Source organism: Limnoraphis robusta BA-68 BA1 (assembly GCF_034932365.1).
GTDB lineage: Bacteria > Cyanobacteriota > Cyanobacteriia > Cyanobacteriales > Microcoleaceae > Capilliphycus > Capilliphycus robustus.
Genome location: NZ_JAYGHR010000001.1, coordinates 101,856 through 123,291, shown reverse-complemented (window position 1 = coordinate 123,291; position 21,436 = coordinate 101,856). Strand labels below are relative to the sequence as shown.

The window sequence follows — 21,436 nt, the reverse complement described above, 5'->3', positions numbered from 1 at the left end:
GTTAATCTATTTCTTATCCGTTTCTTGATTTGATAGCTGTTTGAGTGCAGATTTTAGAATGTTTTTGGCGGCGTTTTCGTCTCGGTCTGCTACATACCCGCAGTGAGGACATTCGTGAAGTCCGGGTACTGAGAGTTTTGATCACCTTTTCACCACAATTTGAGCAGTTTTGAGACGTGTATGCGGGTTCAACAGCAATCACCGTCACCCCATAAATCCTCCCAAAATATTCCAACCATTCTCTAAATCTGTACCAAGCAGCATCGTTAATTGACTTGGCTAAATGATGATTTTTAACTAAATTGCGTATCCGTAGGTTTTCTATTGCTACCAAGTCGTTAGACTGTATGACGTGTTGGGCCTGTTTACAAACCCAATCATTACGCCTGCGTGAAACCTTAAGATATTTTCTACCTAAACGATTTCTGGCTTTTTTACGGTTTTGACTTCCCTTTTTTGTTCGAGATAACTGACGTTGCAGCTTTTTAATACGCTGTTCGTCTTTTCTTAAAAAGCGAGGATTTTCTATGTGTGAGCCAAAAGAATCGGTGTAGAAATAGTTAAGACCTACATCTAGCCCAGTTTGTTTTCCTGTGAGTTCTTTGTTTTCTTCTCGTTCATGGTCGATTAAAAATTGAGCGTAATACCCATCGTGTCTTCTAATGACTCTCACTCGTTTGATTTGTTGGAGTTGATAGAAGTGTAAATCTCGGCTTCCCCAAAGTTTAAATCTACCTGCTTGAAACTTATCAGTAAACGTTAGATAACGTCTATCTTCTGAAAGTTTCCATCCCGATGTTTTGTATTCAACAGATGCTCTAACTTGATATTTTTTAAACTTTGGGAATCCTTTTTTTCCCGGTATTTTTTGCCGACAATTTTGATAAAATCGTTCAATTTAAAACAGATAGGATAAGGATTTAACGGATTAAGCTATCTGTGAGATGCCAAGATCTATGCGTTTTACAGTTAAGTTAATCCGTTCTTCCGCTTCTCTATCCGTTTTTAAATGGATGCCCATGCTCTTTCTGCGTGTGCTTGTCGAGCCATAGAGTTGAGTTGGTTTACCCAGGGAAAACTCGGGTTGTCTGACAGCAGTTTGCAGTAGGTATAAGCATCGTTACGACTTTGAACTTGACCGTCTATCCATGCTTTAATGATGCTGTTGCGAACGAAACGACCAGTACGAATGGCTTCGTCTAACTTTTTGTACTGGCTTTGTGTTCCTTGTAGCTTCATTTCATAGACAATCATGTTTATCATTGTCGCTCCACGATAAGTTATTGTAACATAAAATAATCCGTCGTGAACGACGGGGCTTTAAACCTGTTTTTCTTGGTAAAATCAGAGCGGCAATTGTGAAAACCGTTCGATTTAATTATGTATACTGCTCCACTGACATTAAATTTGATTCAAGGCTCAGTTTCGATTCGTTTTACCCCAGAAGCGGCTCAAGGCTTAAAAACAGCCCTTGATGGACTGATGGAGCAACTCAAAGCAGTAGCGGCGAAGTCTACTCCCGGTACAACAGGTAAGCCCACGCCGCAAAAATCAATGGAATATCAACATACGGAGGATGTGTTTTTAGAAGTGTTTTGTAACCCCAATATTTGGCCGAGTCCTTTTGCCGCCAAGTTGCTGATTACAGTCAGAGATGACCGAATTAAGGTGAACAGTGAAGCTGAATTGACTCGCATTGTTGAAGATGTCAATCAGTACCTAGAGCAAGTTAGCTAAGATTATGAGTTTCTAGCTCAGATACTCAACCTAGTGTTAAAATATTCAACCAAATTGACTCATCTGCTTAGAGACCGTCGATTTTCAACCCACTCATGTTCTGATTCTCATGAATGCCGATAACCTAACTCAGATTCTTCACCAAGGGTTTCGCGTCACACTCGGCGCAACCTCCTCTATGATTGAAATGCTGCAAGATTCGCAAAAGCGAAGTGAGAATCTAGAAAAAATGCAGTCTCAATGGACTCAGCTCGCTGAGGAGTGGGCTGAAAAAGGAGAACAAACTGAACTTGAAGCCCGCAAGTTTGTAGATACTCTCTTAGAGCAACAAACCAACTCCGCAACGACTGAGCCGACAGCCTCAACCTATTCATCCCCGATGACGACTACAACCTCAGTCTCAGTTTCTCAACCGACGAACTCCGCCCAAGAACTTCAAGAACTCACCGCTCAAATTGCAGCCCTCCGACAAGAGCTAGAACGTCTACGCGGCTCTGAGTCCTCAAACTAACTCAAACTCCGATTGAGCTACCGACAGACTACTTAATAAGCCAGCTCCAGGCTACCTGAAGGGATACAAGTAGCTCCAAAAGCTGGCTGCAAAATTTAACACTTTAGAGTAAAAAAAACTAAATGCCACTCACTCACGCAAACGATGAGTCAACTTAAGCGGAAAAATCCTGGGAGATCTCTCCCGTTCGATGGTACTGTTGTTTGAGATCAGTAGTGGTCGTCTATTATTAGGTTAATTGAGTTGTATGGGTTTGAGTCGTGTTAATTGAGTGCTATGGATTGAAGTGATGTAACTTCTGATTCCAAACACAGCCCAATTTTGGGTAACTGTTATCTGGATTACATCACAGGGAAAACCATAGGGTTATTCTAGGGAAAACCAGCATGATTGCTAGGTTTCCAGTTCAACAAGGTTTAATCGTTATCCCACTTTTCACAGCCAATCAGATCGCCAATCCGATCTCGTAGCAGGAAATTGCAAGCTTCTAACTCGCACTCCACGCCTGCCCATTCCCGAGCCGGAATATATTGGCATAGGGTGTAGATAGGCTGTTGACGGCTAACGACGCCTTGGCTGACGAGTTCGCGAGCCTCGTCTTTGATCAAATTGAGTGAGTATTGAACAGTGGTGTAAGTCATAGATTTGCCCTCTTGGGGTTGCCTTTGGTGGTTTACGGCATCAGTATCTAATCATAATGGAAAAATCGAATTTAGGGAAGTATTTTTTTCAGTATAAGCGATTACAATTCCCCTCTAATCTTTCCATAAAGAAATTAAAATTTCCGAAAATAGACCTCAAAGGGTGATCATACGGGGGTTTGACTCCGGTAAACACTCTCTCCTTGGTCAAGTAAATTCGACCATAGTTGATTTATAAAACAACTGCCCCTGGCTAGCCGAAAAATACTAGCTCCGGGGGCGAATGATCCAATTTTCATCTCTCTAACCTGCTGGAGACTCCCGTTATAATCTTTTTGATTTAACGGTGAGAGGAAAGCAGGGCAGGGCGTACTGCTTCCTTACTAATTTTGAGAACCCAATGGCGCCTTGGATGTACTAACGACATTCGACGTTTTGCATTCGCCTTTCGCCTGGACAGTTACAGGCTTGTGCGTTCTACCTGTACGCATAGGGGTTGTTTTTCGGCTTAACGCCTCTCCCTTTCGGGGTAAAGTGAGCTTCGCCAATGTTAGAGGTCGGTACTTTCCAATCAGCACTACCACTGACCCGACGCGACTGTTTAACTGCTTGGTTCTAGAGCGGGGGACTAGCTACGCATCCTCCGGTAGGAACTTTAACACTTACCTCTAACGTAGTGCGCTAGACACTTAGGCTGGTCAACTTGGGCTTTTTCAAGCCCCCGTTAGAGTCCTAGAACTTAACGGCGGGTTGTTGACAGTCCAAACAAGGTTTTCAATACAACCGCCTGAGCAGATGGCATTTGACCAAAAGAAAAGACGTAAGGTAGATCCGGTGGAATTTGAAGTCTAAACCGATCTAAAGCATAAGGACTACCGTAAATCACTAAGGCTTGTAATTGACCCGTTTTTAATAAATTCTTAAGCCTATTCTCTGCAACCTCAGTCAAACCCTCACTTCCGCGAAAAGGATTTCCGCGAATAAAAAGCTGAAGCAAGGTTAAACCCCCCTCCGACGAGAGCGACTCCTGAACAAGTTGCTCTTTGGAGTCAATCAATTGCAGTTGATAACCCCATTCAGCAGGACCTGCGATCGCTGGAGTATGATTGCCTAAAAAGGGACAGTTCAACAAATCATCGACAATCACCAAATTTCGCAGTGGGGGGGTGTGAGTTTGAGAAGAGCGTTCTAACGGGATAGTTCCTCCAATCTTCAACGTCTCCCGTACTAGATGAGAAACCACCGTCTGAGCAGACTGACTCGATAACCTTTGACTCAAACCGCTAAAAGATCGTTTCTCAATCTCTGGCGGAAACAAACCCGGATGCTTTGTATTCCATCCCGGATAGACTTTCGCCTTCGCCTTCCAAATTCGTTGTACAGAAGCTCGAATCCGTTCTGGGGAAATTCGACCCGAAACCACCGCATCGCAAACAGAGCGAATTGCCACCTCTGGATCAACAGGCATCAATATAATATCAGCTCCCGCCTCTATTGCCAAGACAGGCGCTTCTTCTGGACTATACTGGTTAGCGATCGCTCCCATCACCAACGCATCGGTAACAATCAACCCTTCAAACCCCAGCTTTTGACGCAACTGACCCGTTAAAATAGATCTCGACAAGGTTGCAGGTCGTTGGTCATCCCAAGCCGCTATTAACAGATGAGCGCTCATCACCGCATCAACCCCAGTAGAAATCGCCGCTTGAAAGGGAAGCAACTCTAGCTGATGGAGACGTTGATCGCAATGGGGAATCGTTGGTAATTCTAAATGAGAATCAATCGCCGTGTCACCATGACCGGGAAAATGTTTGGCTGTCGTGAGAACCGGATAAGATTGACAACCGCGAATAAAGGCGCTCGCTAACTGACTAACAGTACCCTCCGTCTCTCCAAACGAACGCACATTAATCACCGGGTTGTCCGGGTTATTATTTACATCCACCACCGGAGCCAAAATCCAGTTTAAACCTATCGCTAAGGCTTCTTGAGCGGTAATCGCTCCCATCTGTTTTGCAGCGTCTACAGCCTTTTTCACATCCGTCGCCGCCAGAGTTCCAATGGTCATCGGGGGTGGAAACCAAGTCGCTCCCGCAAAGCGTTGACCCACCCCTTCTTCAATATCGGCGGCTAACAGCAAGGGAAATTTCGCCCAAGACTGGAGTTGTTGGGTACGAGCCGTGATTTCTACAGCGCTACCATCGACTAAAAGAACCCCACCCACGGCCAAGTCTTGCAACCAATGTTGTAACTGAGCAGAGGGAGGCTCCCAAACCGGATAGCGAATTTGATGGTCAAACAGATAACCGGAAGCTCGGACCACGACCATCTGGGCGACTTGTTCTGCTAGCGAGAGATTCATTCAGGTTGAGGAGTATCAGGAATGTATTGCTCTGAAGAATCCTCCAGAGGTTGCTGATCTTCATCCGGTTTCCGGTTTTCAGAAATGTGATTGAGCAGCGATAACATTTTATCACCTCGCTCTAACGAACGATCTTCTAAAAACACAACTTCTGGAGTTCGACGTAAACGCACCCGTTGACCGAGAGTAGAGCGGATGTACCCCGTCGCCGCTCGTAAACCTACCATCGTTTCTTGACGAGCTTCTTCACTACCGTAAATGCTCACAAAGATTTTAACGTGTTGAAGATCTCCTGCAACTTCCACATCTGTGATGCTCACCATACCACTTCCGACTCGATCATCTTTCACTTCTTGCATTAATATTTGACTCACCTCCCGTTTAATCTGTGCAGCCACTCGGGAAACTCGACGATCTGTAGGCATGACAATCTTCACCTAAGCTAGACTCCTATCAGTTTAACGTGGCATCTTCCCTTGTTTCCTAAATTCTGGCTTTGGGGAACTCGTTTCCCTCTCTAAAGAGTCAGATTGCTTAACGCAGTGAATAATTGTTGGCTCTTGTCGCTTAACTGTTAGCCGTAAACCCCATCAGAAAAACTTTCTATACACTGACGGTTGTTGATGGAATTGAGGAAGACAACTGATCTCATTAATCCTTCATCTATACTGAGGATTTTCAGGAAAATCTCTGCCATAAACTTCTTGAAAAAGTTCGGGTTTGAATTGACTTAAGCTTGATTAAATTAGATTGAAAAAAATAACAGCAATTCTCAAAACTCCCGGAAATCCTAATAAACGGAGCGAAATTAAATTCACAAGGGAGTCAAAAGGATTCGTAAAATTACTCTCTAATCCTATAGCCGAATACTCTCTGAGCGAATTATGAGTCAATTGAATTTCTTACGTTTTTCCTACCTCTGGTGCAGGTTGGGATAGTCATTTCTGCGTGTTGATCATCGGAAAAAGCTGACATTACCCGGCAAAAGTTTTGTGAAAACTATGAATAAGCAAGCTTCTTTATTGATTTTATTCAAATCTTTTCAGATTTTTCAATGGATGAAAATTAGACGAACAAGAAAGCAAATATTGGCGCTCAGTTTGGCAATAATCTCCTGCTTGACGGTACTCAATCCGCTCACAACTTTCAAAGCCGTTGCAGATTCTTCTGGCCTTCCCAGTCTACAACAAACTCTCGCCTTTCGACAGCAAACTAATTCTTGGCCCTGGGAAAAAACTAGCATTGATTCCCTTGTTACTCGAATGCCAATTTCAGCAGAAAGTAGTATAATCTCCGTCGCCCAATATATTACTCAACGAGAATCAGATCCGTTTTTAGTCGTTAAAGCATTGCATGATTATGTTGTCACAAAGATTGAATATGATTATGCCGCTTATCTGCGAAAATATTATCCACCTCAAGATGCCCAAACTGTTTTTAGAACTCGTAAAGCCGTTTGTTCAGGATATGCTAGATTGATGCAAGCTTTAGGAAAAGCAGCAGGTTTAGAAGTGGCTTATATCCCCGGAGATTATCGCACTTTGAATGGGGGTTTAAGCGGTGAAGGTCATGCTTGGAATGGGATTAAAATTAATGATCAATGGTATTTAATGGATGTCACTTGGGACACGGGCTATGTTAACGGTTCGGACTATGTTAAACAGTACCGAACAAACTATTTACTGACCCCTCCTGAAGTGATGATTATGACTCATCTTCCAAATGATTCCGCTTGGCAATTATTGGCTCGTCCGTTATCTCGTCCTGAGTTTATTAGACAGCCCTCTTTACAGCCTGAATTTTTCGCGGAAGGGTTCCGGTTAATTTCCCCTAAACTTTCTAATATCCGAGTCCAAAATAAGGTTGATATTCAGTTAGAAAATTCTAAAAATCGTTGGATGATGGCGGAAGTTGTACCCCAAGGACATAGACAAACCTTTCTCTGTAGTCCTCCCACTCGTAAAACGTCTAATATTCCTTGTTCTTTACCGGGTTCAGGAAACCATGAAGTTCGACTATTTAGCAGTCAAGAACAATATGGAACCTATCAATATTTAGGGGCGTTTCGGTTTAGCACTTAATAGATTTGGGCGGGTTTAGTTTAATCTAGAATGGATCTTATAAATTTCAAAGAACCCGCCCTTACAGGGATTAGGGATTGAATCGGTCTGTTGAGTGATTTATTCTAGAATCAATTTTAAATCATCTATCTTGAGGTTGATTTTTACAAAGAAACGAATCTTGAATCTCTACATCATCCAAAAGATAGAATAAATTTAGTTAAAAATTATTAAAATAAAAGGTGTTAGATTATTCGTTAAAATGCGTGAGTAAGATTATGACTGCTAACAATTAAAGGAAAATAGTAATGGTTAAAATTGGTTATCATGCCTCCCACGAACAATTTAAACCCAGTCAACTGTTAAATTATGTTCAACAAGCTGACAAAGCAGGGTTTAATTTATGCTTATCTTCCGATCATTTTTATCCTTGGAGTGAAAAGCAAGGACAAAGCGGTTTTGCTTGGTCTTGGTTAGGCGCTGCAATGCAAGCAACCCCAAATTTATCCTATCGCATTGTTTGCGCCCCTGGTCAACGCTATCACCCCGCTATTATTGCCCAAGCCGCAGCAACTTTAGCGGAAATGTTTCCTGATCGTTTTTGGTTAACTGTTGGCAGTGGTCAAGCTTTAAATGAACAAATTACAGGTGAGAAATGGCCTTGTAAAAGCGATCGCAATACCCGTTTAAAAGAATGTGTTGATATTATTCGGGCGTTGTGGTCAGGGGAAACAGTAACCCATCGAGGTTTAGTATCTATTGAAGAAGCAAAACTCTATACTCGCCCAGAAACAAATCCCTTAATGATTGGGGCTGCAATCACCGCAAAAACCGCTCAATGGCTCGGTAGTTGGGCGGATGGACTGATAACCACCTCTCGTCCTCCTGAACAATTAAAAGAAGTTGTGGAGGCATTTCATCGGGGAGGAGGACAAGGAAAACCGATGATTTTAAAGGTTCAGTTATCTTATCATTCTGATGAAAATATTGCTAAAAAAGATGCTTATGATCAATGGCGAAATAATATTTTTGCAAGTCAGGTTTTATCCGATCTAAAAACTCCTCAACAATTTGATGCTATTGGAGAATTTGTCACTTTAGAAGATTTAGAAAAAAATGTGCGAGTTTCGTCGAACGTAGAGCAGCATATTGAATGGTTAAAGCAAGATATTGAACTGGGATTTGATGAGTTGATTTTACATAACGTTAATCGAGAACAAGAGCAATTTATTGAAACTTTTGGTAAAACCGTTTTACCCCGTCTTCTCTAAAACTAACAACTTTTATTAACAGTCTCCTACAAGGCGAGGAACTTTGAAGAACCTCTCCCTAAATCCCTCTCCAATCCCCCCTGCCCCCCTTAAAAAGGGAGGTAAGGCGAGGAACTTTGAAGAACCTCTCCCTAAATCCCTCTCCTACGAGGCGAGGGACTTTGAAGTTTGCGTAGTAGGTAATGCCGTTATAAAATATACTCTTACTGATTCCTAGATTCAAGTTAGTTGTATGCCATTTCCTCATGATCCATCGTGCTATTCAAGAGAATAATTATTCCCTGTCAATTGAGCAGTTTAGAAATTCACTCTTAAATAAAAACTAAGCTCGGAGTTTAACCTGCTATTACTTGTTCATGCTCACCGTATTTAGTAAATGGTCGTTTATAGGGCGGTTGTAACCCCAAAATAATATCTTCTTTAGCTACACCCATATCTACTAATTCTTCAGCAATGAGAATGTCTGTTATATTGCGTTGAATCCAAATTTTTTCATCTTTAATATCGAGGTGCATCACACAGTTATAAATTCGGTCATAATCTTCCCAACCCAATTCTAACAGTTGATAATGTTCTCGTTCGGTATCAAAGATTAACTGAGTTTCGATTCCTTCTTCTACAGGCTGATAGTTGCTGTATTTTGTTAATATTTTTTGAATGATTTGACGATATTTTTCTACTTTATCCATTGTAATATTACCTCGTTAATAGAATCATAGACAATCATCTTAACCTGATATTCTTGCACTGACGCTTGCGCCAAGTCACGACTGAAAAAAGAGCGATATGTTTCTATCGGAACTGCAAGATATAAAATTCGTTCCGGTTCAGTACGCTGCAATACTAATCGATAATTGAGAAACTGTCCTAAAGCTGCATGGTAGTCGAAAAGTTCCGATTCATTCAAGAAACTCTTGATTTCAACAGCAATTTTTTCACCCGCTTTTTCTGCTGCTAATATTTTCTCTGCACCCAGATCAATTAAAACTTTATCTTTACCAAACTTCACAACAAGCGGATCTGCTGTTATGACCCACTGCTCTTTTTTTAGAGCCTGCTTCACTGCTTGGTGAAAAACATCCTTGGCTGCCACAGATGAACTCCTAACCCTCTATTGTAATCGATATCAGTACCTTGTGATTTTACTCCGCTCTTAACAACCAAAACCCGCTATAAGTCATCCCTGAATCGTCCGGTTGAACTAACAAAAAATGTAATCCTTTGGTTAACTGTTTGCGTTCGGTAAACATCTTAGCCGCTTCGCTAACTTCTGCATCTTCAAAGGTTGCTAATACCCACCGATCTACTAATCCTGCTTCTAAAATTAATCCATCGAGAGAACCGGGAATATAATGCAACGAAACAGGCTGATTTTCTGCTAACCAACGCGCTAATTGCATCGACTGACGCCCACCATTAATCACAATACCGGGAACGGGAACCGTTGAAGGTAATTTTAAATGAATTGGATGCAAAAAATCCGGCATTTCTAAAAAGGGAATGGGGCGATCGCAAAACGCATCAACAATTTCTCCTGCGGGTAAGGTTGCAAACCGCCAAACATCCCCCCATAAATTCTCAGGAATGGGAACAGGAGGCGGTTTATCCAAATCTATCGGTTTGTAGGGTTCGTTGGTATAACCTGCGAGTTTTGGATAATCTTCAACCCGTTGCTGTAACCACTGTTTAAGCGTAGCAGTGCGACGGTTGGGTTTAACAGGAATTCCTAACGCTGTCGCTGCGATTTCCAGTAAACTGAGAGATTGAGGACGAAAAACCCAAATCACATCGGGTTTCTCGGTTTGGGTTGCTTGTTGTAACTGTTGAGTCAACCAAGTTGAATTCACCTGAGACTGGGGACAGAAGGCGAGATATTCAAAATTCCGACTCGGATCGCAGATCAACAACTCCCACAAGGGTTGTCCGGTGGTATCACCGAGAGGGCGGCGATAAAAGTCAGCTTGCCAAATCAACATGGGATAATAGGAATCATCGCTGTAAATGCTGTTGCTATTGAGATCAAAGCTATCATCAATCTGAGTCTTCGTGAAAAAATCTATCTAAAAATGAAGCAAGAGGACTCCCGTTAGAGTCGAAGACTTAACGGCTAGATGAATTGCGACCAACAGCAACCCTCTTAAGATGAAATTCTAGCCGAGTACAAAATCCAGATAGAACTGTGTTATATTTTTAGAATGTTAACACTAACCTACGAATTTAAGTTGATTCCTTCTCAAGAACAGATTGCCACCATTGAAGAAATGTTGGCGGTCTGTAGAAAGGTGTGGAATTACGCCTTGAGAGAGCGAAAAGACTGGATAAGTAGTAGAAAGTGTGCAGTTAACTCTTGTTCATTGCAGCAAGAGTACATTGTCCCACCGGATGCTCCGTATCCCAACTACAACATACAATCTGCTAGCTTGACAAAAGCGAAGAAAACCAACCCTGAACTCAAGAAAATCAATGCTCAAGTTTTACAACAAGTTCTCAAAACCTTAGAAAGAGCATTCAACAACATGAAAGAGCAGGGTTATGGTTTTCCTCGCTTCAAAAACAAGTATCGAATGCGGTCTTTTGTGTTCCCTCAGTTGAAGAGCAATCCAGTTTCAAATAACTGGATAAAGCTTCCTCAGATTGGATGGTTGGAGATGAGATTATCTCGCCCAATTCCAGAAGGATTTAAACTTAAACAGGTGAGGGTTGTGAGAAAAGCTAGCGGGTATTTTGCAATGCTATCTTTACAAAGCCCTGTAAGCATTCCAGATACTCCAGCTTCCGGGCATCCGATAGGAATTGACATTGGGCTTGATAAGTTCTTGGCAACCTCTGATGGTGAGTTGATCGAACGTCCCAAATTTTTAACACGGCTACACGGCGAGTTGAAATTACTGCAACGTAGATTAAAGTTAAAGAAACTGGGTGAGGCTAATCGACACAAACTTAACCAGAAGATAGCAAGACTTCATCAAAAAATATCAGATACCCGAAAAGACTTTCACTTTAAATGAGCTGCGTCATTTGTGCGACCAAGCGGGAATGATATTTGTTGAAGACCTAGACTTTAGAGCTTGGGCAAAAGGAATGTTAGGCAAGCATACCTTAGACGCAGGGTTCGGTCAGTTCTTCAATATATTAGCTTGGGTTTGCTGGAAGCGGGGGGTTTATTTTGGCAAGGTTGACTACAGATATACGAGTCAAATTTGTCCTCATTGTGGGGCGCATACAGGAAAAAAAGACCTGTCCGAGCGCACACATAAATGCCCTGAATGCAACTACGAATGTAATCGCGATGTTGCAGCAGCACAAGTGATTTGTAATCGAGGTATTGCTGCGGTCGGGCAGATCGTGGTTCAAGAAATTGACTGTGTAGGCGTACTGTCGGGTGAGCGAAAGCGAACAGATAAGTGCCGTAAAAGCAGTAAATCTAAGTCGTGAGATTTAGAATCCCCCAGTAGAACTCGAAGAGTTTACTGGTGGGAGTGTGTCAAATTTTATTTTTGAGACTTCCCCATCTTGGCCGACTGTGGTTAAGATTAATTCAATGTCAATCGAGTACGTTTGCTGCACTATGGATCTGGCTTTATCTAAATTTGGCAATCGTATGTCCCATTTGAGTGGGGTGCGTGCGATTATGAAAGATATTATTGAAACCCTCAGATCAGGTCAGGGTAAAGATTTTATTAATTTAAGTGCAGGTAATCCGGTGATTTTACCTGAAGTTGAACAGTTATGGCGAGATTGTACCGATCAACTTCTGTCTAGTCCTGAATATGGCGAGGTGATTTGTCGGTATGGTTCGAGTCAAGGCTATCAACCGTTTATCGATGTAATTGTTGAAGATTTTAACTCACGCTACGGACTAAATCTCAGCGATCGCAATATTTTGATTACCCCTGGAAGTCAATCAATTTATTTTTTTGCTGCTAATGCTTTTGGCGGCTACACAGAGGACGGAACCCTCAAAAAGATCGTTTTACCCTTGAGTCCTGATTATACCGGATATGGTAGCGTTAGCCTGTTTCCTGAAGCGGTGGTGGCTTATCAACCCAAATTAGAGACTTTTCCTGAGACGCATCGGTTCAAATATCATCCTGATTTTGATCGGTTTGCGGTTGATGAAACGGTGGGTGCGATTATTTTTTCTCGTCCTTGTAACCCGACAGGAAATGTATTGACTCAGGATGAAGTGAAAAAAATTGCAGCGATGGCAGCCAATTATAATATACCTGTTTTTGTTGATTCAGCCTACGCGCCTCCGTTTCCAGCGTTGAATTTTACCGATATGGAACCGATTTTTGGCGGAAATATTGTTCACTGTATTAGTTTATCAAAAGCGGGACTTCCGGGTGAACGGTTGGGGGTAGCGATTGGTGATGAAGAAATTATTCAAGTCCTGCAAGCCTTTCAAACGAATATTTGTATTCATTCTTCTCGGTACGGACAAGCGATCGCAGCGAGGGCGATTGGTTCGGGAATGTTAGCGGATATTGCGGTTGAGGTGATTCGCCCATACTACCAAAATAAGTTTACCATTTTAGAGGCGACTTTGGATCGCTCAATGCCTTCATATTTGCCTTGGTATTTGCATCGGGGAGAAGGGGCGATTTTTGCTTGGATCTGGTTTGAAGATTTACCGATTTCTGATTGGGAATTTTATCAAGAATTGAAGCAAGTGGGTGTGATTTGTGTACCGGGAAGTTCTTTTTTCCCCGGTTTGTCGGGAGATTGGCCACACAAACAGCAATGTATTCGCATGAGTCTGACGGCGAGTGATGAGGAAATTGAAGCGGGAATGCAACGTTTGGCTGAGGTTACAGAACGAGTCTATCAGGGTGTGATGGCTAGCGTGTAAAGCCGTACCTAATTTGATTTAAACTTTGTAGCCATACCAGTCATACAGTGGGGTATAGCAAATGTTGCTGTACCCTTTATTATTAGCACGGTGAGAAGATTCCCGTTTAAAATGAAATAGGGTGTTGTTATGAAATTCGTTCGCTGAATCAGCTTCAAGGTCTATTTTTTGGGGTTATATTGAACTTTTGCATCATTGTCTGAGTTTTGAATGGGAAATCAGTATAGATAAAAATTATTTTCTAATTCTTGCTTCCAGAGGAGGAAAAGGTGTCTAGTCCCTCAAAATTGAACGAAGTTGTTGAACATTTAGAAAAAGATGTTAACCTGAATCGGATTAAAAAGGTGATGCTTTGTGCTTGTCGAGGACAGTGGGAAAATAATCAAGACTTGTTGATTAAGATTTCGACCCGAAATTTAGTGCAGGAATTATATTGGAAAACTCAAACTCTAGAGAATCTGTATAATATTCTAGATCAAATTTTGTCGAAAATAAATAAAAAAGCACAATACACTCTGATTATTCATACGATTATTAATCAAGTTGGACAACTTTATTTAGAAGACCAATTAAATCCATCTCATTTCCAAGCCGATCAAAATCTTTCTGAATCGACTCTGACTCAGAATTCCCAAGCTGTAGAAACAACGGAGCCGAATCAGAAGTTGAATTCTCTCTCTTCTATTCCTAACCTGTTTGATGTCAGATGGAGAATTATGCAGTATACAAATCCCTTACGAGTGAAACTGTTACTGTTTTCGACTTTAGAACGAGAGTTTAATTTTAGTAGTCAAGAATGGTCACAGTTAAAGTTGCATAGCTTGGATGATTTACTAAGACACTTGCTGCAAAATTTTCCAATGATTTCTGGTTTAAGATCTCATCTATTGAAAATGGCTGACTATTTGGAAAATCCCGATGAAAATACTCAAGCTGTCAGTGTTTTACTAGATGCTTTAAAGCCAATATACGCAATAAATAAAGAAAAATCAAGCAATACATTAGAAGAAAAACTTGAGGTAAACACTTGTTATATTAATGATAAAATAGAAGAAAATTTTTTGAGTATTGAAGAAAAAAAGTCAGAAAATGTAAACTCTTTTTTATTAAATCAAGAACCCAAATTAGCCGAAAATCCTTTAACATCAGAAACATTGCTCACTCCTGATCACTCAATGTCAACCCGGCTGAGAACCGAAGAACTAGAAAATCTCAACAATCAATTAGAATCTCAGGTGCAAATCATCCTTAATCATAGTATTAGAAAAACAATCTACCCCATTAATCAAACCTGGGATGAGTTACAAAATCTTTTAGATCTCTGTCTAAAAAATCAAACCTCAGAAGAACGCTTCCAGTTCAAAAAACAGGCACTCCAAAAATTAATTAACACAATAGAAATCAAAGTCAATGAATTAAAAAAGGATTTAAACGAACTCGAAACCAGCGAAATAAAATTAGCTCAAACTATCGATCCGTCACAACAAAAAATGATGGAACTCGCTCGACAGGGAAATCCCAAAGCGATCGCCAGCTTGATCAATCAATCCTTACAAACAAGAGGAATTCACACCCAAGTCAAATCTCAAGCGGGTTGTTTACACATTGTCGTTGCAGCAGAAGAAATTCCCTCACCCGAACCCACAGCATCTTTTGTTCATAAAAAGCTAATCTTTCTGAAAATCACATCCATTCATCATATTAAAATCTATGGACGTAAAATTGGTCAAAAATCGGTTGCTTGGACTCAAGAATATGCCTACAATTCACTCAAAGGTTAAACCAGATGGATGCGACTGAACTACTGAAACGATATCAAGCAGGAGAGCGAGATTTTAGAGGGATTAATCTCAGAAATGCTAATCTAAACTCTGCGGATTTAATTGATTCTAACTTCAGCCACGCCGACTTACAGGGAACTGAATTAATTCTTGCTTATCTCAATGGTGTCAACTTAACCAGAGCCAACTTAGTTAGTAGCAAACTGAGTGGCGCCAACCTCAATAAAGCTAACCTCAGTGGCGCCAACCTCAACGATGCAGATCTTCACGGAGCAATTTTACAAGGCGCTGATTTTCGCAAGGCTAACTTGTCTCTAGCTATTTTACTGGATGCTAACCTGATTCAAGCTGATTTACGCGGCGTTAATCTCCAAGGGGCTGACTTGCGAGGTGCTTGTTTACGGGGGGCGAACCTACGTTATGAACGACGGATTTACGAAGGGGTGAACTTGCGGGGGGCTGATTTACGAGGTAGTGATTTACAAGGTGTTAACCTCACAGGTGCCGATTTAACCCGTGCTAATCTTCGAGGCGCTAATTTAGGGGAAACGGTGTTTCGAGGGGCGATTTTGAAGCAAGCTAACCTGACAGAAGCAAACCTACAATCGGCGTTTTTAACCGAAGCCGATTTATCCGGCGCTCGACTGATGGGGGCGAATTTAAGAAAGGTAAAACTTGAACGAGCGATATTAACAGAGGCTCAACTTCCTGGGGTGGTTTTGTGTGATTCAATCTTACCTGATGTTAAACTGAGTAATGCTAATCTTTGTGGTGCAGATTTGAGCCGAACAAACCTAGTACGAGCCGATTTAACCCGCGCCGATTTAAGTGATGCGAATTTAACCCAAGCCGATCTTACGGATGCCTCAATTGCTAGGACAAATCTCCGCAATGCGAATTTGAGTTATGCTTATCTCACCCGAGTTGAATTTAGCAGTGCGACAACTGTTGGCGTACAGTTGCATGGGGCGATTATGCCAAATGGGGAAGTTCATCAATAGTACATTTAAAGCTTGAATTATGGCTCGTAAACGCTTAATTATTGAAATGGCGATGGGGATTGATCAGCATGGACAAGACCCTACTGTAGCCGCAGCACGGGCGGTTCGCAATGCGATCGCTCACAATGCTTTACCCGGAGTTTGGGAGGTGGCGGGTTTAACTCATCCCAATCAGATGATTGTTGAAGTACAGGTGGCCGTTCCCTATCCTGAACAAGTGCGCTCTGATGAGGTGTTGGCGGTGTTGCCTTTTGGTCAAAAAAGCCTCAAACTCGAGTCAGGCGGAATGGTGGTGCAAGGACGGGCGATCGCCGAACTTGAGGATAAAAATGATGAAATGTTGATTGCAGTCGCCGCCGTGACGGTATTTGTTGAAATGGAGTAAAAACTTGAAAAAGGGTTGATCATTTTCGGCATTTTTTTGATATAATCGGTAGAGTGATGATAAACTCAGCCCCTTTTTTGTATTCCGAGACGACTTCGATTTTGCCTTGATGGTTCTGGATAATTTGATAGCAAATTGAAAGCCCGATTCCTGTTCCTTTACCGATTTTTTTAGTCGTAAAAAAGGGATCAAAGAGTTTATGTTTAATCTCAGGACGAATTCCTAATCCATTATCTCGGATTCTGACTTGAATCTGTTGAGTATTAATCTGTTCGGTTAGAATGGTAATTTGAGATGTTTCTGAGAATTCCACGCCATACAAAATATGAGTCTTTGCCTCTTCTAAAGCATCAATCGCATTAGAAATGATATTCATAAATACTTGATTGAGTTGTGCGGGATAGCAGTCAATCAGGGGAATATTGCCATACTGTTTCACGACTTCAATCTCTGACTTTAGACGATGATTCAGAAGCAGTAATGTACTATCAATTCCTTCGTGAATATCAGCTTGCTTGATTTCCGCTTCATCGAGGCGAGAAAAGTTTCGCAGCGACAACACGATCTCTCTAATTCGTTGTGTTCCCATTTTCATCGAAGAGAGTAACTTCGGTAAATCTTCCGCGATAAACTCTAAATCAATTTCGGCGATTTTTGCTTCAACTTCTGGTGAAATCTGGGAACAATTTTGTTGATAGAGATCAACTAAATTCAGTAAATCTTGGATCTGCTCTAAAGCTGGGGTAATATTTCCATGAATAAAACTGATCGGATTATTGATTTCATGGGCGATTCCTGCTACCATTTGACCTAAGCTCGACATTTTCTCGCTTTGAATCAGTTGCGCTTGAGCCGTTTTTAAATCTTTAATCGCTTGTCTTAAATCCTGAGTATATTTTTCTACCCATTCAATTAATTGATTCAGAGAAACCGCTAAGGTTCCGATTTCATCTGTAGATCTCACTGGAACACGCAGGCTAAAATTGGATTCTTCAGTGACTCGTTGAGCAACTTTCGTTACTTTTTGAATCGGAAGAGCAATCGCACGACTGGTTAAAATAGCAAGTATAATTGCAATTGTTGTAGAAAGGAATAAACTGGTTACAATAATCATAACTCGCAAATTATTCGCTTTTTGGAGTTGAATATCCGCTTGCTTTTGTTGAAGTTCAGCTTTGGTAATCAGTCGCGTTAACTGTTCGGAAATTCGTTCAAACTCTAGACTAATTTGAGTGGCTTCTTGATCTCGCAGGGTGTTCCAAATTTGTTGTTGTGCGGTGGGAATTTCTTCTTGAACGAGAGTCGCTGGCTTAATTTCTTTCCAGAGAGACTCCATGAGTTCAACATAGGATTTAATTGTAGTATTGTAAGCTTGGAATAGCTTCTGAACATCCTTTTGCTCAACAACAATATCCTCAGCGTGAAGTTCTGTAAAGGTATCGAGTTTATAAATTTGGTGTTGAATTCTATTTAAGTTATCATAAAATTTCACCACTTCGTAATCGTAGGAAATATTATCTCCTAAAACAATAATCAACTGTTGAGGATGAGATTGTAAGGATTTCAGAGCATTTTCGAGTTGGGTAACGATATTCTGTTGTTGATAAGCTATAGTCAGTTGTGATAATGCTTTTTGTTGAGATGAATCTCCGATCATCAATCCCACAATTGTACCACTAACACCAATTCCAATCGCCAGACAATAGCCATAGCTAATCTTTTTTAGAATGCTCAAGCGAGAAAAAATTTTTCTAGATTGACTGAATGATAATCCTCCAACAACTGAAGAGAAGCTAATTTTTAGAGTTTTCTTTATTTTTTCAGCTTCCTCAACTGTTTTACCGAGCAGCATAATAGAACCGGATAGAGCATTTATGTACTAATTTAGCATTCTTAGGTTAATATTAGGTTAATTCACTCGGTTGTGAGCTAACTTTTTTCATCCCAGAAATTTTACCGAATTAACTCCCCTTCGCCAATCGCTTGATAGACATCACGAATAATATCATAATCACTATCCTCAACGGGAACTAACCGAGAACCTTTGTATTTTTGAGTTTCTTCACCCAAGACTAAAGCTTCTATTAATTGGTCTTTATTTTCGATAATCCGTTTTTTATACCCAGCAACAACTTTTGGATCTAAAAAATCACTCGCAACAATTAAATCACTCGGAAGGGGAGAACTTTGTTCAATCTCTCGAAAGCTTTTTCCAGAAATTTTATAGCCCTCATAATCCGTTTTTGATCCCCCCCAAGCATCGACTTTCCCCTCAGCGAGTGCTTCCATCCCTTCTTGTGATCCTAACATCATTACTTTATAGTTGACATTCGGTTTCAGTCCGGCATCTAGTAATAATTTTGTTGGGCCAAGATGACCACTGGTAGAACCCGGTTTTTTCAGAGAAATGGTTTTACCGCTTAATTGATTTAAGGATTGAATATTGCTCTGTTCGGGAACAACAATGATAGAATAGTAATCTTGACGAGCGATCGCAATCAAAGGTAAAGCATCAGTCCGAGCGTGAATTACCACATATTCAGAAGGCCCAGTGAGAATTAAATCCACTTGATTGGATTGAAACGCAACCACAGCAGCGATGTAGCTTTCTACCGGGACAAACTCAATTTTTGTCTCTAGGACTTCTTCTAAAGCTTGGCGAAATTGACCATAATTCTGCTCTAATGCTTCTAGTCCTTGTTCGTCAGTTACGGTAAAACGGAGAAGATCAGGTTTATTCCTTCCGAGTTCGTTGTTCCGGGTCGTTGTTGTGCTACATCCTACAATAAAGTATAAAGAATACCCGAGAAAATGACGACGTTTCATAAAATATAACCTCCCAGTTAACCATACCATTTGATAGTTAAGAGGGAATTAAAATAAAGTTAAGATAATTCTGCCAGCAATTCTTGAATCACTCACCCGTGAGCGTAAAGGGAATTCATGAATTCCCCCTACCAGTTATCAAACTTCCCCATCTCCTCTTTGAATTTTCAGGGTTGACGACCATTTTTTTTATTAACGCGATTTTCCTGGAACGAGTTACCAATTCCTTGTAGAATTCCCCGACCAATTAGACCAATTCCTCGACCCACAACTTGAGTCAACAAATAAACCACACCACTTCCTAGAAAAGAGATTGTTGCTCGAACTCGGGGAGCGACTGCATCACGAGTTTCTAACACCAAACTCACCGCCAGTTGAACGCCAGAAAGCTTTTTCAATTCTTCATTACGGGGAGAATAAATTTCTTGTTTTTGAATTCCCCGTTCTCCAAAGACTCGTAAAGTATATAAACTTTCAAAAATTTCTTTAGGTTCTCCAAAATATTGATCGACGCGATATTTCCAAGACAAATTATTTCTAAATTTCTCCAGTTCACGAGTCGAGAACAACCGCCGATCATAATATTTTTGTTTAATTTCTTCAACATCAGCAAAATGATTCAGCAAGGGTTGAATCACAGCATTCGCCATTTGAATCACTAAATTTTGTAAAATCGCTTCGGCGCGTTGCATCGCTTCAGGACTTCCCACCGGACAAGAAGTATTATCAACGATTAAAGGAACTTGAAATAATAAATCAGCAACTAAATCGGGAATTAAGGGAATTTTATCAAGAATCGAAGTTTGAACAATCACTGCATCTCGCAGTAGAACCGGGACAACTTCTATCTGTTGAGTTCCGACTTGTAAAGTGTAATATTTCCCAAAAAAATTAGTAACAGACGCTTTCCAAATATCAACCAGCATTGTCGGAGATTTATCAGATAATTGATCAAATTCCACTTGGGAAAATCCGAGTTCGTCTAACATTTGTTCAAACTGTTGCAAAATCAGACGAATCAGTTCCCGTTTTTGAGTCAATCGTAAAATATCAATTTCCAGGGGAGAACCTGTCAGATTGATTAACCCCGACTGCAATTTAGCAAAAGTAACATCAAATAAAACCGATTTCACCTCCGTTGCTAATACCGGAGCTTGATAGGTTAGGGAAGAATTAGAACGCACAACCAGCCATTCTTTGGGTGTTAGAGGCTCGTTTGGGGGGGGATTAGGGGTAAACTTCCTTTCCTCCGTTGCAGGGGCTTGAGTGCGAACAGAAGCGGGTAACAGTTGACTGACAATCCAACGAGCCGCCAGCAGTTCTCGGCGATGACCTGTGATCATTAACCAGTTGAGAACCGCCATCGGATCTCCCCGTTCCACATCATAGGGGTTCGGAAGTTGAGTTGTTACTTCAGCCAGAGTTTCATCAATTTGTTGCAGTCCAGAACACCCGAGTTTGTAACGCCAGCGACTCCATCGAGATAAACCAGTGATGGGGGATTGAGTCCGAGTTGAAAGCCCATCTGAACTGAAATTTTCCCAAACCGTCTGGCCATTGGCGATCAGACGAATTGCAGTGATCATCGTCTCAATCGCTACCCCTTTGGGACAATAGCCTTGAACCCCAACCTGTTGAGCAGCTTGGAGTTGGGTATTGTCTCGAATGGAAGTGAGAAGCAAAATCCCCAAGTTTGGGTCGTTCGTCATCAGAGATTGACAAAAAGCGATCGCCGGATCAGTGGTAGAACGCAACCGCGAGTTGGGAGCATTTAGGCTAGCCATCCCCAACTCCAAAACAGCGACATCAATAACATGATCGGCTGAAATGTTAGGGAGGGAATTCTCGTTTACGGCCCGTTGAGGTTCTAAAATTGCTAAGGCGGCTTCTGCGGTTTGGGCTTCTGCAACGACCTGTAAATCAGGATACTGTTGGCAAGCGGCCCGTAATCCCATGCAAAAAATCGGGTCATCATCAATAAGCAGAAGTCGCACAGTCGATTGAGTCAT

The 21,436-nt window shown here is 41.3% G+C and carries 19 protein-coding genes and 2 pseudogenes; 10 read left to right on the top strand and 11 right to left on the bottom strand.

Annotated features, from left to right (window positions below):
* Window positions 1–6: 6 nt before the first annotated feature.
* Window positions 7–898, bottom strand: a pseudogene (locus VB836_RS00570) (RNA-guided endonuclease InsQ/TnpB family protein); the annotation flags it as partial.
* 113 nt (window positions 899–1,011) lie between these two features.
* A pseudogene (locus VB836_RS00565) lies at window positions 1,012–1,254 on the bottom strand (RNA-guided endonuclease TnpB family protein); the annotation flags it as partial.
* 126 nt (window positions 1,255–1,380) lie between these two features.
* Here VB836_RS00565 and VB836_RS00560 point away from each other — a divergent pair.
* Both VB836_RS00560 and VB836_RS00555 read left to right on the top strand, forming a co-directional pair.
* On the top strand, window positions 1,381–1,737 hold the full coding sequence (locus tag VB836_RS00560; protein ID WP_323217534.1) for a hypothetical protein: 357 nt from the start codon (window positions 1,381–1,383) through the stop codon (window positions 1,735–1,737).
* A gap of 109 nt (window positions 1,738–1,846) precedes the next feature.
* Window positions 1,847–2,248, top strand: a complete 402-nt coding sequence (locus tag VB836_RS00555; RefSeq protein WP_323217533.1) for a hypothetical protein — start codon at window positions 1,847–1,849, stop codon at window positions 2,246–2,248.
* 416 nt (window positions 2,249–2,664) lie between these two features.
* Here the strand turns inward: VB836_RS00555 and VB836_RS00550 are convergent, their stop codons facing one another.
* The 3 genes from VB836_RS00550 to rbfA form a co-directional block, all read right to left on the bottom strand.
* Window positions 2,665–2,889: a DUF4327 family protein gene (locus VB836_RS00550; RefSeq protein ID WP_046281793.1), complete on the bottom strand. Its 225-nt coding sequence runs from the start codon at window positions 2,887–2,889 to the stop codon at window positions 2,665–2,667.
* A gap of 739 nt (window positions 2,890–3,628) precedes the next feature.
* Complete coding sequence (locus VB836_RS00545) at window positions 3,629–5,251, bottom strand: glycoside hydrolase family 3 N-terminal domain-containing protein (protein ID WP_323217532.1); 1,623 nt, start codon at window positions 5,249–5,251, stop codon at window positions 3,629–3,631.
* Entirely contained in the window at window positions 5,248–5,676 is a 429-nt protein-coding gene (gene rbfA / locus VB836_RS00540) for a 30S ribosome-binding factor RbfA (RefSeq protein WP_046277015.1), read from the bottom strand. Before rbfA ends, VB836_RS00545 begins: the two co-directional genes overlap by 4 nt.
* Before the next feature lie 576 nt (window positions 5,677–6,252).
* Here rbfA and VB836_RS00535 point away from each other — a divergent pair.
* The gene (locus VB836_RS00535; RefSeq protein ID WP_323217531.1) at window positions 6,253–7,332 is read left to right on the top strand and encodes a transglutaminase domain-containing protein; all 1,080 of its coding nucleotides are present in this window, start codon (window positions 6,253–6,255) and stop codon (window positions 7,330–7,332) included.
* Window positions 7,333–7,619: 287 nt separating this feature from the next.
* Complete coding sequence (locus VB836_RS00530) at window positions 7,620–8,582, top strand: TIGR03885 family FMN-dependent LLM class oxidoreductase (RefSeq protein WP_323217530.1); 963 nt, start codon at window positions 7,620–7,622, stop codon at window positions 8,580–8,582.
* 335 nt (window positions 8,583–8,917) lie between these two features.
* On the opposite strand, the gene VB836_RS00525 is transcribed toward VB836_RS00530, so the two are convergent.
* The 3 genes from VB836_RS00525 to VB836_RS00515 are packed head-to-tail and all read right to left on the bottom strand — an operon-like array spanning window position 8,918 to window position 10,558.
* On the bottom strand, window positions 8,918–9,271 hold the full coding sequence (locus tag VB836_RS00525; RefSeq protein ID WP_323217529.1) for a XisI protein: 354 nt from the start codon (window positions 9,269–9,271) through the stop codon (window positions 8,918–8,920).
* Complete coding sequence (locus tag VB836_RS00520; protein ID WP_323217528.1) at window positions 9,259–9,675, bottom strand: XisH family protein; 417 nt, start codon at window positions 9,673–9,675, stop codon at window positions 9,259–9,261. The genes VB836_RS00525 and VB836_RS00520 overlap by 13 nt, the downstream gene beginning before the upstream one ends.
* A gap of 49 nt (window positions 9,676–9,724) precedes the next feature.
* Window positions 9,725–10,558 (bottom strand): Tab2/Atab2 family RNA-binding protein, encoded by an 834-nt coding sequence (locus VB836_RS00515; RefSeq protein ID WP_323217527.1) that lies wholly within the window; start codon window positions 10,556–10,558, stop codon window positions 9,725–9,727.
* 219 nt (window positions 10,559–10,777) lie between these two features.
* Here VB836_RS00515 and VB836_RS00510 point away from each other — a divergent pair, with 219 nt between their 5' ends.
* The 6 genes from VB836_RS00510 to VB836_RS00485 all read left to right on the top strand — a co-directional run bounded on the left by VB836_RS00510 (window position 10,778) and on the right by VB836_RS00485 (window position 16,601).
* Window positions 10,778–11,590 carry an RNA-guided endonuclease InsQ/TnpB family protein gene (locus VB836_RS00510; RefSeq protein ID WP_323217526.1) on the top strand — a complete coding sequence of 271 codons (813 nt, stop codon included), beginning with the start codon at window positions 10,778–10,780 and terminating at the stop codon, window positions 11,588–11,590.
* 10 nt (window positions 11,591–11,600) lie between these two features.
* Window positions 11,601–12,017 (top strand): RNA-guided endonuclease InsQ/TnpB family protein, encoded by a 417-nt coding sequence (locus VB836_RS00505; RefSeq protein ID WP_323217525.1) that lies wholly within the window; start codon window positions 11,601–11,603, stop codon window positions 12,015–12,017.
* A gap of 133 nt (window positions 12,018–12,150) precedes the next feature.
* Entirely contained in the window at window positions 12,151–13,434 is a 1,284-nt protein-coding gene (locus VB836_RS00500; RefSeq protein ID WP_323217641.1) for a valine--pyruvate transaminase, read from the top strand.
* A gap of 269 nt (window positions 13,435–13,703) precedes the next feature.
* Window positions 13,704–15,215 (top strand): hypothetical protein, encoded by a 1,512-nt coding sequence (locus VB836_RS00495; protein WP_323217523.1) that lies wholly within the window; start codon window positions 13,704–13,706, stop codon window positions 15,213–15,215.
* Window positions 15,216–15,220: 5 nt separating this feature from the next.
* Entirely contained in the window at window positions 15,221–16,216 is a 996-nt protein-coding gene (locus tag VB836_RS00490) for a pentapeptide repeat-containing protein (RefSeq protein ID WP_323217522.1), read from the top strand.
* Window positions 16,217–16,235: 19 nt separating this feature from the next.
* A complete protein-coding gene (locus VB836_RS00485; RefSeq protein ID WP_046278091.1) occupies window positions 16,236–16,601 on the top strand; it encodes a Lin0512 family protein in 366 nt (121 codons plus the stop codon).
* A gap of 19 nt (window positions 16,602–16,620) precedes the next feature.
* On the opposite strand, the gene VB836_RS00480 is transcribed toward VB836_RS00485, so the two are convergent.
* The 3 genes from VB836_RS00480 to VB836_RS00470 form a co-directional block, all read right to left on the bottom strand.
* Window positions 16,621–18,453: a sensor histidine kinase gene (locus VB836_RS00480; protein ID WP_323217521.1), complete on the bottom strand. Its 1,833-nt coding sequence runs from the start codon at window positions 18,451–18,453 to the stop codon at window positions 16,621–16,623.
* 101 nt (window positions 18,454–18,554) lie between these two features.
* A complete protein-coding gene (locus VB836_RS00475) occupies window positions 18,555–19,427 on the bottom strand; it encodes a PhnD/SsuA/transferrin family substrate-binding protein (RefSeq protein WP_323217520.1) in 873 nt (290 codons plus the stop codon).
* A gap of 167 nt (window positions 19,428–19,594) precedes the next feature.
* Window positions 19,595–21,436 carry a DUF3685 domain-containing protein gene (locus VB836_RS00470; protein ID WP_323217519.1) on the bottom strand — a complete coding sequence of 614 codons (1,842 nt, stop codon included), beginning with the start codon at window positions 21,434–21,436 and terminating at the stop codon, window positions 19,595–19,597.